We start from the raw sequence: 12,288 nt of genomic DNA, 5'->3' as shown, positions 1-12,288 counted from the left end.
CGTGAAGGCCCTGCCCGTAGAACCTACCAACGCGCCGGTTGCCATCGGCGTGCGCATCCGTGCCGCCCGGCAGGCCCGCAGGATGACCATTGAACAGGTGGCCGAGGCAACCGGCCTGACCAAGGGCTTCCTCAGCCGGGTGGAACGGGATCTGACCTCACCGTCCGTGGCGTCCCTGGTGACGTTGTGCCAGGTGCTCTCGATCTCCATCGGAGACCTCTTTTCGGCCCCCCAGATTAATCTGACCCGCTGGGAGGACGCCCCGCGGATCAGCCTGGGCGGCGACGGGATTGTGGAACGCCTGGTCACGGCGCGCACCGAGCGCCGGGTCCAAGTGGTCCGCTCCGTCATTGAACCCGGCGGCACCGGAGAAGCAGACCTGTATTCCGTGGACTGCGAAGTCGAAGTGCTGCACGTGGTTCAGGGCCGTTTCCAGCTGATTCTGGGCAGCGAGAGACTGGATCTGGCTGCCGGGGATACCGTCACCTTTCCCGGCAGGGAACCGCACTCCTGGCATAACCCCGGCAGCGGGGAGGCCGTAGTGCTGTGGACCCTGGTTGGACCCGGCAGCGCGTAAGCGCGTTCCGCTGCCGGGTCGGCGCTGGGTACCTTCCGCCTGGACCCGGGCCGGAGGCTGTCCCGGCCTGCTAGACCCGTGCCGGCTCAGCCGCGGCCGTAAGGTCTGCCAGGTAGCTGAGCGCACCGGACAGGTCCCGGCCCGCAGTCCGGTAGCCAACGTAGCCGTCCGGGCGGATGACCAGCAGTTCCGGACGGCGTGAGCTCAGGCCCAGGCGGTGGAACGCGAGGCCGCTGACATCCTGGATGATGCCGGGCCCGCCGGCGATCAGGCTGCTGCCTGTCATCAGCTGCTTCACGTGCAGCAGCCCGGCTAGGCGGGGCAGTGATGCCTGGATCTGCTCGGCGGCGTCCTGCGGCCATCCCGGGCCGCAGAGCAGCACCGTGAAGCCCGGCGCAACCGCGAGGTCCTGAAGCCGGCGTTCGCGGCCCTGGTGGATCACATCGGCATCCGGCATCCGGTCACCGGGGCGCGGACCGGAGGCCAGCAAACCCGGCAGGCGGGAGGTGCCGGACTGCACCATGTCCGAGCCGCGGTAATTAACGTTCAGCTGCGACATGGTCCGGAAGAGGCGCGAACGCAGCCCGTCCCAGTCCATGACCTTCGGGGCGAGCGCGGGCAGAAGCTTGGTACGCGGCAGTTTCGCCAGGCCGCTGCGGCTGGTGGCGAGCTTGAAGATCCGGTCCGTCGCGGAGACCACATCCCGGCCCACGGGCCGCCGCTCGGCGTCGTAGCTGTCGATCAGGTCATCGCTGGCCAGGCCCCGGGAGCCGAGGGCAAGTTTCCAGCCAAGGTTCAGTGCGTCCTGGATGCCGGTGTTCATGCCCTGCGCCGCCACGGGGGAGTGCACGTGCGCGGCATCGCCAGCCAGGAACACGGAACCTCGCTGGAAGTACTCCGCCACCTGGTGGGAAAGCCGGAAGGTGCTGATCCACTGCGGATCGCGTACCTGCAGTTCTCCGCGGGTGAAGGTGTCGGCCAGCTTCTGGAGCGTCTCCAGGGTGGTTGGCGAGTTGTCCCCGCGCGGTTTGATGCCAATCATCCGCCAGGTGGCCGGGCCGCCGAGCGGGAAGAGGAAAAGGAAGCCGTCCTCAGTGGGGTAGGAGTGCACGGTGTCGGGCTCCACGCCGTCAACCTCGACGTCCGCCAGGATGAAGGTGTCCGGGTAGGCCGTACCGCGCCAGTCCATGCCGGCCTTCGCGCGCACCGTGCTGTTGGCACCGTCCGCTCCCACCACATAACGGGCGCGGATGCGTTCGATGCCGCGGTCCATGCGCTGGATCTTGGCTTCCATGCCGGCAAACGGGTCTTCCGGGTCCAGGCGTTCGAGGTCCTGGAGCTCGGCGCCGCGCTCAATCCGCACCCGGCGTGAGAGCAGGTACTGCGTGAGGATGCGTTCGGTTTCCGTCTGGGAGAGGAACAGCAGCTGCCGGTAGGCGGAGTCCTCCAGTCCGGAATCGAAGAGGTCCACATTCAGGGTTTCCTCGGGCAGGTGCAGCTGCAGCTGCCGTGCCGGGTGGCCCGCCGCGGCCAGTTCATCACCAATACCGAAGGGGCGCAGTGCTTCGAGAGTGCGCGGCTGGATGGCAATGGCACGCGACTCTGTACCCGGTGTCTGCCGCCGGTCAATAATGCGGAAACTCGCGCCGAAAGCGCTGAGCTGGGCGGCCAGAGCCAGGCCGGTAGGGCCGGCGCCGACAATCAGGACGTCGACGTCGAAGGAAGGGTCTGCGCTGTTATCGTGGGCCGCCATGCTCTCAGCCTAGTCTTGACCCTGAGCGCAGTTCCACTTTAGCCTTTCGGTAAACTTTTGATTACCTACAGATAACAGGGGTGCGGGCAACGACGCCCGCGCCGGATCCGGAGAACCCCATGGACAACCTTCCCCGCGTCAGCGCCAACGGCAACACCGGTCCGGTGGATGCTGCGCTGGTTCCGCGCTACGCCGGCGCTGCCACATTTGCCCGGCTGCCCCGGCTGGACCAGGTGGAGCGCACCGATGTGGCCGTGGTGGGTGTGCCCTTTGACAGTGGCGTCTCCTACCGGCCGGGCGCACGGTTCGGCGGCAACCATGTCCGGGAAGCAAGCCGCCTGCTGCGCCCCTACAATCCGGCGCTCGACGCATCACCGTTTGGAAACCTGCAGGTGGCGGACGCCGGTGACATGGCGGTGAACCCGTTCAGCATTCATGAGGCCATTGAGACCGTGCAGCAGAACGCCCTGGACCTGACCGGCGGAGGGGCGAGACTGCTGACCCTGGGCGGGGACCACACCATTGCCCTCCCGCTGCTCCGCGCCGCTGCAGAACGCGCCGGGACCCCGGTGGCCCTGCTGCACTTTGATGCACACCTGGACACCTGGGATACCTATTTCGGCGCCGAATACACACACGGAACCCCGTTCCGCCGGGCCGTGGAGGAAGGCATCCTGGACACCGACGCCCTGTCCCATGTGGGTACCCGGGGGCCCTTGTACGGCAAGAAGGATCTCGAAGAGGACCGACGGTTCGGCTTTGGCATCGTGACGTCCTCCGACGTCCTCCGCCAGGGGGTGGATGAGGTGGTGGCGAAACTGCGGGAGCGGATCGGCGACCGGCCGCTCTATATCTCCGTGGATATTGACGTCCTGGACCCGGCCCACGCCCCGGGAACCGGCACTCCCGAAGCCGGAGGCCTGACCAGCCGGGAACTGCTGGAGATCCTGCGCGGACTGCGCGGACTGAACCTGGTGGGGGCCGACGTCGTCGAAGTCGCTCCCGCCTACGACCATGCCGATATCACCGCCGTGGCGGCCTCGCATGTCGCTTATGACCTGATCACCCTGATGGGACTTTCCGCATGAGCGCCGGAGCCGGCACCGCACCTGCACGTAACGGCGGCGATCTGGTGGTGGAAACACTCGAAGCCCTGGGCGCCACGAAGGTGTTCGGGATTCCCGGCCAGCATGCGCTGGGACTCTTTGACGCCCTGTCCCGCTCGCGGCTGGAGTTCATTTCCTCCCGGGTGGAAAACAACTCAGCCTTCGCGGCCGACGGCTTTTCCCGGGCCACCGGACAGGTGGGGGTGGTGTTCCTGTCCACCGGCCCCGGGGCACTGACCGCGCTGGCGGGGCTGCAGGAAGCCTATGCCACCGGTGTACCCCTGATTGTGGTGGCCAGCCAGCTGCCGATCGAGGGGCTGGGCGCCCGGCGGAGGGGCATGCTGCACCAGCTCGATGACCAGAAGGCCTCCGCTGCCAACGTCACCAAGAGCCAGCGGCTGATCCAGCACGCTTCCGGCATTCCGTCCGCCATCCAGGATGCCTGGACCGAGGCCATCTCCTCCCCGATGGGTCCGGTGTGGATCGAGGTGCCGCAAAACGTCCTGCTGAATCCCGTGCTGGTGCCGGCGGTGGAGGACGCCCTGGCCGAGCCATTCGACAATCCTCCGCGCAGTGAACTGGTGAAGGAAGCCGTTCAGTGGCTGTCCGGTGCCCGGCGTCCGGCCATTATTGCCGGCGGGGGAGTGCGCCGCAGCGGGGCCGGGCAGTCCCTGCTCTCGATCGCCGAGAAACTCCACGCGCCGGTGATCTGTACCCCGGGCGGCAATGGTGCCTTCCCCTGGGAACATCCCCTGTCCCTGCAATCGTGGATGGAGGACCGGCATATGACCGACCTGCTGGAGGACGCTGACGTGCTGCTGGTCATCGGGTCCTCGCTGGGTGAAGTGACCTCCAATTACTTCACCATGGCACCGCGCGGCCGGATCATCCAGATCGACGCCGAACCGCGGGTGCTGGAGTCCAACGCACCGGCCCTTGGCATCCGCGCCGATGCACGGCAGGCACTGGAAGCACTTGACGCTGCACTGCCTGCGGCCGCAGCCGAACTCCCGGACTGGCACGGACAGACCGCCCGGGAGGCGGTCGCCGCGGCCCTGGACCGGGTGCAGGCACGGCTGGATGCACAGGACCTCGCCCTGGAGCGCCGGTTCATGGCTGATATCCGGGCCGCTGTTCCGGATGCAATGCAGACCTACTGGGACATGACCATTTCCGCGTACTGGGCCTGGAGCTGCTGGGACGCCCGGTCCGGGCAGTTCCACTCCGCCCAGGGCGCCGGCGGACTCGGCTACGGCTTCCCCGGGGCCATCGGCGGGGCCCTCGGCCTGGGGGAGCGGGTGCTGGCGGTGTCGGGGGACGGCTCCGCAATGTACTCCATAGCCGAGCTGGCCACCGCCCGCCAGCACGACGCCGCCGTGACCTGGCTGATTGTCGACGACGGCGGCTACGGGATCCTGCGCGAATACATGGAGGACGCCTTTGGCAAGGCCACGGCAACGGAGCTGGCGCGGCCGGACTTTGTGAAGCTCGCCGAATCCTTCGGGGTTCCGGCCCGCCGCTGTTCACCCGCAGGTATCCGTGAAACCCTCGAGGAGTCCTTCACTGCGGAGGGCCCCAACGTTGTGGTGGTGGAGGCACGGATAGGACTTTTCGCCCCCACCCATCTGGCCTAGCGTTCCGTGGCGTTTAGTTAGTTGACCTAGTCAAATTCCGGCGTATAGTTGCCTAGGTCAACTATCGATCCGTCCGGAGGAATCCCATGCCCGTGCAGCAGGCAACGGCGGAAGACCTGACCCGGAAAGTCTTCGCCCTTCAACGGGCCCTGCGGTGCGTCACCCAGCTCAGCGCCGACAGCGGGGGACCCGGGGTGGCATCGCAGGGCGTCATGCGCATGATCGCCGAAGACGGTGAACTGCGGGCCACCGAGCTCGCAGCCAAACTGGGCATCGGGCCGGCAGGACTGAGCCGCCACGTCGCCGAGCTGGAAGAGCTTGGCTATGTCCGGCGCCGCCCGCACCCCCAGGACCGCCGTGCCTACCTCATCAGCCTCTCCGAACTGGGGGAAACAGTCCTGGCGCAGGCCCTGGCACACCGGGCAGCCATTCTGCAGCAAACCCTCTCCGACTGGACCGAGGAGCAGGCCCAGACGGCATCGAACTCTATCGGGGCACTCTCCGACACTCTCTTTTCTTCCTTCCGCACCGCCGGTACGTCCCGTTCAACACCTGGCGCGTCCGATTCCATGCCTACTCCGCAGGAGCAAACAGCTAAGTGACCGAAACCAAGACAGCAAAGACAGCCAGGACAAAACACGTACCAGGCGAGATGAGCCACCGCCAGATCCTGCAGGCCCTCACCGGCCTGCTCGCCGCCCTCTTTACGGCAATGCTGAGCACCACCATCGTGGCCAACGCACTGCCCACCATCATGGGTGAACTGCATGGAACCCAGACGGACTTCGCCTGGGTGGTCACCGCGGCGCTGCTGGCCAATGCGGTGAGCACACCGATCTGGGGCAAGCTCGCTGACCTGTTCAGCAAAAAGCTGCTGGTGCAGCTGAGCATCGTGGTCTTCGTGGCCGGCTCGGTGCTGGCCGGGTTCTCGCACAACATGGAGCTGCTGCTGACGGCCCGCGTGATCCAGGGCCTCGGCATGGGCGGACTCACGGCACTGGCACAGGCGATCATCGGATCCATCATTCCGCCGCGCGAACGCGGCCGGTACTCCGGGTACATGGGTGCCGTGATGGCCGTGGCCACTGCGGGCGGCCCGCTGCTGGGCGGCTTCATTGTGGACAGCCCGCTGGGCTGGCGCTGGACCTTCTTCCTCTGCGTTCCCCTCGCCGTCGTCGCCCTGGTCCTGCTGCAGATCACCCTGCGCCTGGAGCACGTGCGGCGCCCGGCACGGATCGACTGGCTGGGCTCCATCCTGCTCACCGCAGGAATCTCGCTGCTGCTGATCTGGGTCTCCTTCGCCGGCAAGGCCGGCTACTACGAATGGTGGTCCTGGGAAACGGCCGCCATGGTGGGCGGCTCGGTGGTCCTGCTGGCCCTGCTGGTGTTCGTTGAGTCCAAGGTTCCCGAACCGATCATTCCGCTGAAGATCATCTCCCAGCGCACCACCGCCCTGGCCATCATCGCCTCCGTGGCCGTGGGCATCGCCATGTTCGGTTCCACCACCTTCCTCGGCCAGTACTTCCAGCTGGCCCGCGGCTTCACCCCCACCGAAGCCGGCCTGCTGATGCTGCCCATGATTGCCGGCAACCTGCTCGGGTCCGTGGGATCGGGCCTGCTGATCACCCGGTTTGGTAAATGGAAGCGCTACCTGATCATCGGTACCCTTCTGGTCATTCTCGGTACCGGGCTCGCGGGCATCATTGACCACGAAACCGAGATGGTCCTGGTCAGCCTGTTCATCTTTATCCTCGGTGTCGGCATGGGCCTGCTGATGCAGAACCTGGTCCTCGCCGTGCAGAACACGGTGAAAGTCACCGAAGTCGGCTCTGCCAGCGCTTCGGTGGCCTTCTTCCGCACCGTTGGCGGCGCCATCGGCGTCTCCGTCCTGGGCGCCGTGCTGTCCAGCTCGGTGAGCAACCGGGTCACCCGGGAACTGACGGATGCGGGCATCCCGACCGAGGGCGGCGGCACCACCGCCACCCTGGACATCGCGGAGCTGCCGGAGCAGGTGCAGACGTTCTTCCGGATCGCCTATGCCGAAGGAACCGCTGACATCTTCCGCATCGCAGCGGCCGTTGCCGTGATCGCTTTGGTGGCTGTGTTGTTCATCAAGGAACAGGCGCTGCGCCGGACGCTGGACATCAAACCGACCTCCGCCAGCCCGGTGGAACCGGGCCTGACCGGAGGCAGCGAAATGCTGCAGACCGGCGCCATGGCCGCGGTCCCGGCCGCCCGCACAGCGGAAACGGAGGCTTCCCGGCAGGCGGGCCACGCCGGAAACGCAGGCGACGGACAGACCCCGGGCGCGAGCCCGAAACAGTAAGGCGGGAAGCGCGCCGGCACCTACTGCATGGTGAACCGGCGCGCCACTGCTCCGGCCAGCACCGGGTTGCGGAACATCCGTTCCAGCCCGGCGTTGCGCAGGGCCATCACCCCCACAGGCAGGGGACGGCCCAGCATCATGTTTACCCGGGCCTGGGCGGACGCCACCACCGCATCGCGGCGGCGGTCCCGTTCAAAGCCCCGCAGCCGCGTGCCGACCGGTTCACCCTGCAGGGCAGCGGCGATCAGCGGTGCCACGGCCGCCGCGTCCAGCCAGCCCAGGTTCATGCCCTGCCCGCCGATGGGACTGATCACATGGGCCGCATCACCGATCAGCAGCGTCCGGCCCCGGACCAGGCGTTCGGCGCGGCCAATCCGCACCCCGAAGGCGCTGAGCATCGAGTTCCGCGTTGCGTCCAGCCGGTGCCCGGTGCGGTGGCGCACCATGGCCGCCAGATCAGCGGCGGAGGCATCTGTGGCCAGCGCATCGGTATGCACCACCCATCGGCGCAGGCCTCCGGGCAGGGGGAAGGACTCAACTATGCCCTCCGGTTCCAGATACAGCACGCCCAGCGGGCCGTCGGACGTGTCATCGGGAAAGTCGCCCATCAGATAGGTATCCGGAAGCAGCCGCGAGGACCACGGTGTCCCCAGGGCGGTGCGAATGGAGGAGCGTGCACCGTCGGCGGCCACCAGCAGTGAGGCCGTGGAGGTGAAGGCGGATCCGCCTGCGGTACCGTGCACGCGCACCGAGGGGCCGTCCTCCTCGAAGGATTCGACCCGGGCCCCGCGGACCAGGGCCTGCGGGTCCAGTGCCTGCAGCCGCTCTTTCAGCAGTTCCTCGGTGCGCACCTGCGGCAGGGTGAGGACATACGGATAACGGGCCGAGGCAGCGGCGAATCCCAAACGGGCCACTGTCCGTCCCGCGCTGCGTGCCTCGCCGTGGCTGATCTGCACCCCTTCCCGGGCCATCGCCCCGGCGATCCCGGCCAGGGCCAGGGATTCCAGCGCCGGGGGATGCACCCCGATGGCCCGCGAATGCGCGCTGCGTACCTGACGCTGTTCCAGCACCTGGACCGACACCCCTGCCTGAAGCAGCAGGATGGCCAGGTACATTCCCACCGGTCCGCCGCCCGCGATCACGACGTCGGCAGCAGGCCGCGGCACGAGGGGCGGCGGCGCGTCCGGCAGTGGGGATGGGAGGGCCGTGGGAGCCGGGGCTGTCGCCACGCGGATCACGCCTCCTTTGACAGGCCGGGGACCCGTCCGGGCGGCGGACAGAACAGCAGGTTCTGCCAGGGGCGGTGCTGCCGTCCCTGCCAGCCCGGCGGAGTTACCGTGAGCAGTTCCTCCCGGGTAAAGCTGCGCCGGATCGAGGTCAGTCCGTCTGCACGGATGAACGAGCCGGGGAAAAAGGGCAGGGTCCCGAGGGAGAAGAGGGCATACGCCCAGGGGTTGCGTTCAATGTCGCTGTGCAGGCTCAGGTGCCGGGCCAGCTGCCGTGAATCCGCCAGCAAGGCCTGCATTTCTTCCGGGGTGAGGTGGTGCAGCATGTGGTTGGAGATCACCACATCGAAAACCTGCCCCTCAGCCACCAGGTCAGAGCTGAAGGCCTGACGGAAGGTCAGTCCTTTGACCGCCGGCCGCGCGGAAGCGAAGGCGTGGGCCCGGGGATCGGGGTCAATCCCGGTGATTTCCACGTCGAGGCCGTCCCGCCGGGCCCAGCGGGCCAGGCTGCGGGCTACGTCCCCGCCTCCGGAGCCGATGTCCAGCAGGCTCCCGCCGCCCGCTTCACGGAAGAGGGGGCGAAGGTAGCGGACATAGTTGCGCCGCCACCCGGAGACCACCGCATTGATGAGCCAGAACTGGGCATAGGTTCGCTCGAGGCGGCGCGGGTCGGCGTCCGGGCTGTCCATTTCCTCCACTGCGTCCACCGCCCGCTCTGCCAGGGACGGAAAGCCAGGCGTCATACGGCCGCAGGAACGCCCAGCGGCGCCGCCCGGTCCGCCTGCTCTGCTGAACCGGGCTGCACCGGCCCGCCAACGCGGGTGAACAGCCCCGTCTCCACCGTGAGTCCGGGCCCGAAGGCCATGGAGCAGATCCGCTCATTACCGCCATTGAAGGGCAGGTCCAGAATGCGTTTGAGCACAAACAGCACGGTGGCGCTGCTCATGTTTCCTACAGTGCGCAGGGTTTCCCGCGCCGGGTGCAGCTGCTCCTCGGTGAGTTCGAGTTTGGTTTCCACCTTGTCGAGGATGCTGCGTCCGCCCGGGTGGATGGCCCAATGCTCAATGTCGCTGTACGGGCGGCCGTTGACGCTCGGGTCGTGTGCCAGCAGGGGCTCGAGTGCCCCGACGATGTGATCATCGATGATGTGCGGAACGTAGGTTCCCAGCACCATCTCAAACCCCTCGTCGCCGATGTTCCAGGCCATGGCTTCCTCGCCGACGGGCGTGAGCACGGTTTCGAAGTGGTCCAGCCGGATGGCCGGACCCGAAGCGGGGAGGTCTTCGCGGGCAGTGATGATGGCCGCCGCCGCGCCGTCTGCGAAGAGCGAGGACCCCATGATGGCATCCGGGTCATTGGAAGTGCGCACGTGCAAGGAGCACAGTTCGGCGCTGACCACCAGCACCACGGCGTTGGGATCGGCGTCGCAGAAGGATTTGGCGGCCCGCATCGCCGGGAAGGCCGCATAGCAGCCCATAAAACCGAGGTGGTAGCGCTGCACCGAGGCGTTCAGGCCCAGCGCCCGGACCACCTTGTAGTCCGGTCCCGGGTTGAAGAACCCGGTGCAGGAGACGGTGATGACATGGGTGACGTCCGCCGCGGCAATTCCGGCGCACGCGTCCAGTGCCTTCGCGGCGGCTTCAATAAATAGCTTGGTGGCCTCGACCGCGAAAATATCGTTGCGGACCTTGGTGCTGGGACTTAGCAGCAGGCCGCTGCGGGCATCATAAAACTTAGGGTGTTCCGAGGTGTCATTGAGGGAAAGCTCGGCCAGCGCGGTGCGCCGGGTATCGATGGCAGCGGAATTGAAACAGGTGCGGACCAGCCGTTCGCCCAGCCGGGTCAGCCCCGGCTGCGCGGCGAACGTATCGCGGACTTCATCCTGCACCAGAACAGTGGGGGGAATTGCAGTTTCCAAGGACCTGAGGGTAACCGTCATAGTCCATTCTTAGGGGATGGTGATCTTCCGCACAATGCCCGGTGTCCCCTGACGGTTGCCCGAGGCTACCGGTTTAGCGGCTCCAGCAGGCCTTTTTCCACCACCAGTTCCACGGACAATGTTTTGTATCCCGTGGACTCGAAGAGAACCGTTACCGTGTCATTCTCGTAGCTCATCACGACGCCGGGTCCCCACTCGGCGTGCGTCACGGCGGACTGGAGCGGGAAAGGATCCTTCATTTCCCCGGTGCTCGGCGCTGCGTCCTCCACGGCCGCACCTTCGGCGGCAGCCCTGTCGCAGTTGTCGCAGTTGCCACACGGTTCGGGCAGTTCCTCGCCGAAATAGCCAAGCAGGAACTGGCGGCGGCAGCCGGAGGTCTCGGCATACTGGCGGGCCATGTCCACCCGGGACTGGTCAATGTTCTCGCGGCGTTCGGCGTAGTCCATGGCGGCGGCCACCGCGTCATTGGGTGCTATTTTGCGTGCCTTGTAGCCGCGTTTGGACATGCTTACGGCGCCGGCTTCCTGCAGCAGGTTCAGCAGGCCGGAGAGCCTTCTGCCGCTGACGCCCAGTTTCTGCGCGAGCTGCGCCTGCTTGATCGGGCCTCGTTCGGCGCGCAGTGCCGCCAGCAGTTGGCGCAGGGAACCCTCATCGGGGCGTTTGCTGGCGAAGAAGCGGCGCAGCCCCAGGTCCTCCGGGCGGTAGTGCAGTACGGCGGCCGACGGCAGACCGTCCCGCCCGCCGCGGCCGATCTCCTGGTAGTAGCTGTCAATGGAATCCGGGATACCGGCGTGCACCACGTAGCGGACATTGGGTTTATCGATCCCCATGCCGAAGGCGGTAGTGGCTACCACCACGTCCAGCTGGTCATCGAGGAACTGCTGGTGGACCTCTTTGCGTTCTCCGGCGGGCCGGCCGGAGTGATAGGGCGCCGTGCGCAGGCCCGCCATGGCCAGGTCCGCCGCGTATTGCTCCGTTTCCTTGCGGGTTGCCACGTAGACCAGCCCGGGATGGGTGAGTTCCGTGACGCTCTGCATCACTGCGCGGCGCTTGTCCTCGGCTTCAACGTGCATGTGGACGGCCAGGTGCAGATTGGGCCGGTCGAACCCCTGGGCAATCAGGAACGGGTCCTTGAGCTGGAGTACCTCGGCGATCTCGGCCCGGACCGGGGGAGCGGCGGTGGCCGTCAGCGCCACGACGGGCCGGCCCAGCGCCTGCGCCAGCCCGCCGAGCTGAAGGTAGTCCGGCCGGAAGTCATGGCCCCAGGTTGAGACGCAGTGCGCCTCGTCAATCACGAGGATGGAAACATCCAGGCCTTTGAGCCGGTCCGAGACCTCCTGGCGGGCCAGCTGTTCGGGTGCAAGGAAGAGGAACTTGGCCCTGGTGTCCTCATTCCGGTCTTCGGCGGCAGCCCAGGCGGCATCAATGCTGCTTTGGGACTGGCTGGAATTCAGGACGTAGGCGCGGGTGGCGCCGGCGGCCGCGTTGATCCCGTCTGCCTGGTCGCGCTGGAGTGCAATCAGCGGCGAAATGACGACGGCGATGCCCGGCAGGGTGAAGGCGGGCACCTGGTACACGGCGGATTTACCGTGTCCGGTTGGCATCACACAGAGGACGTCCCTGCCCTGTGCCACGGCGGCCATGGCCTCCAATTGTCCTTCGCGCGGGGTGTCCCAGCCGAAGATCTCCGACGCCGTCCTGATCAGGTCTTCCCGCGTGATATTCAT

Annotated in this window: 10 protein-coding genes; 5 read left to right on the top strand and 5 right to left on the bottom strand. The window is 67.0% G+C overall.

Features of this window, described 5'->3' with window-relative positions:
- Nucleotide 1 precedes the first annotated feature (1 nt).
- Nucleotides 2-577, top strand: coding sequence for a cupin domain-containing protein (locus AC5RVB_RS03605; RefSeq protein WP_227905606.1), 576 nt, complete (start codon nucleotides 2-4; stop codon nucleotides 575-577).
- Nucleotides 578-647: 70 nt separating this feature from the next.
- Here AC5RVB_RS03605 and AC5RVB_RS03600 read toward each other — a convergent pair whose 3' ends face one another.
- Nucleotides 648-2,330 carry an FAD-dependent monooxygenase gene (locus tag AC5RVB_RS03600; RefSeq protein WP_227929183.1) on the bottom strand — a complete coding sequence of 561 codons (1,683 nt, stop codon included), beginning with the start codon at nucleotides 2,328-2,330 and terminating at the stop codon, nucleotides 648-650.
- 119 nt (nucleotides 2,331-2,449) lie between these two features.
- Between AC5RVB_RS03600 and speB the strand changes: the two genes are divergently transcribed.
- From speB to AC5RVB_RS03580, 4 genes are all read left to right on the top strand, one after another.
- Nucleotides 2,450-3,418 carry an agmatinase gene (gene speB / locus AC5RVB_RS03595; RefSeq protein ID WP_227929182.1) on the top strand — a complete coding sequence of 323 codons (969 nt, stop codon included), beginning with the start codon at nucleotides 2,450-2,452 and terminating at the stop codon, nucleotides 3,416-3,418.
- Nucleotides 3,415-5,070, top strand: coding sequence for a thiamine pyrophosphate-binding protein (locus AC5RVB_RS03590; RefSeq protein ID WP_227905603.1), 1,656 nt, complete (start codon nucleotides 3,415-3,417; stop codon nucleotides 5,068-5,070). The genes speB and AC5RVB_RS03590 overlap by 4 nt, the downstream gene beginning before the upstream one ends.
- Nucleotides 5,071-5,156: 86 nt before the next feature.
- Nucleotides 5,157-5,672 (top strand): MarR family winged helix-turn-helix transcriptional regulator, encoded by a 516-nt coding sequence (locus AC5RVB_RS03585; protein WP_227905599.1) that lies wholly within the window; start codon nucleotides 5,157-5,159, stop codon nucleotides 5,670-5,672.
- 50 nt (nucleotides 5,673-5,722) lie between these two features.
- Entirely contained in the window at nucleotides 5,723-7,396 is a 1,674-nt protein-coding gene (locus AC5RVB_RS03580; protein ID WP_494142020.1) for an MDR family MFS transporter, read from the top strand.
- A gap of 20 nt (nucleotides 7,397-7,416) precedes the next feature.
- On the opposite strand, the gene AC5RVB_RS03575 is transcribed toward AC5RVB_RS03580, so the two are convergent.
- The 4 genes from AC5RVB_RS03575 to AC5RVB_RS03560 form a co-directional block, all read right to left on the bottom strand.
- On the bottom strand, nucleotides 7,417-8,625 hold the full coding sequence (locus AC5RVB_RS03575; RefSeq protein ID WP_494141990.1) for an FAD-dependent oxidoreductase: 1,209 nt from the start codon (nucleotides 8,623-8,625) through the stop codon (nucleotides 7,417-7,419).
- A 5-nt stretch (nucleotides 8,626-8,630) separates the two neighbouring features.
- Nucleotides 8,631-9,365, bottom strand: coding sequence for a class I SAM-dependent methyltransferase (locus tag AC5RVB_RS03570; RefSeq protein ID WP_494141989.1), 735 nt, complete (start codon nucleotides 9,363-9,365; stop codon nucleotides 8,631-8,633).
- A complete protein-coding gene (locus AC5RVB_RS03565; protein ID WP_494141988.1) occupies nucleotides 9,362-10,561 on the bottom strand; it encodes a type III polyketide synthase in 1,200 nt (399 codons plus the stop codon). Before AC5RVB_RS03565 ends, AC5RVB_RS03570 begins: the two co-directional genes overlap by 4 nt.
- A 65-nt stretch (nucleotides 10,562-10,626) precedes the next feature.
- The gene (locus tag AC5RVB_RS03560) at nucleotides 10,627-12,288 is read right to left on the bottom strand and encodes a RecQ family ATP-dependent DNA helicase (RefSeq protein WP_494141987.1); all 1,662 of its coding nucleotides are present in this window, start codon (nucleotides 12,286-12,288) and stop codon (nucleotides 10,627-10,629) included.

This window comes from Arthrobacter sp. Y3225209 (assembly GCF_059090685.1).
This window is presented reverse-complemented; position numbering and strand designations above follow the sequence as displayed.

Bases quoted from the DNA above. Each gene is read 5' to 3' on its own strand.
- AC5RVB_RS03600 (WP_227929183.1), bottom strand. From the start codon at position 2,330: ATGGCGGCCCACGATAACAGCGCAGACCCTTCCTTCGACGTCGACGTC.
- speB (WP_227929182.1), top strand. From the start codon at position 2,450: ATGGACAACCTTCCCCGCGTCAGCGCCAACGGCAACACCGGTCCGGTG.
- AC5RVB_RS03590 (WP_227905603.1), top strand. From the start codon at position 3,415: ATGAGCGCCGGAGCCGGCACCGCACCTGCACGTAACGGCGGCGATCTG.
- AC5RVB_RS03585 (WP_227905599.1), top strand. From the start codon at position 5,157: ATGCCCGTGCAGCAGGCAACGGCGGAAGACCTGACCCGGAAAGTCTTC.
- AC5RVB_RS03580 (WP_494142020.1), top strand. From the start codon at position 5,723: ATGAGCCACCGCCAGATCCTGCAGGCCCTCACCGGCCTGCTCGCCGCC.
- AC5RVB_RS03570 (WP_494141989.1), bottom strand. From the start codon at position 9,365: ATGACGCCTGGCTTTCCGTCCCTGGCAGAGCGGGCGGTGGACGCAGTG.
- AC5RVB_RS03565 (WP_494141988.1), bottom strand. From the start codon at position 10,561: ATGACGGTTACCCTCAGGTCCTTGGAAACTGCAATTCCCCCCACTGTT.
- AC5RVB_RS03560 (WP_494141987.1), bottom strand. From the start codon at position 12,288: ATGAATATCACGCGGGAAGACCTGATCAGGACGGCGTCGGAGATCTTC.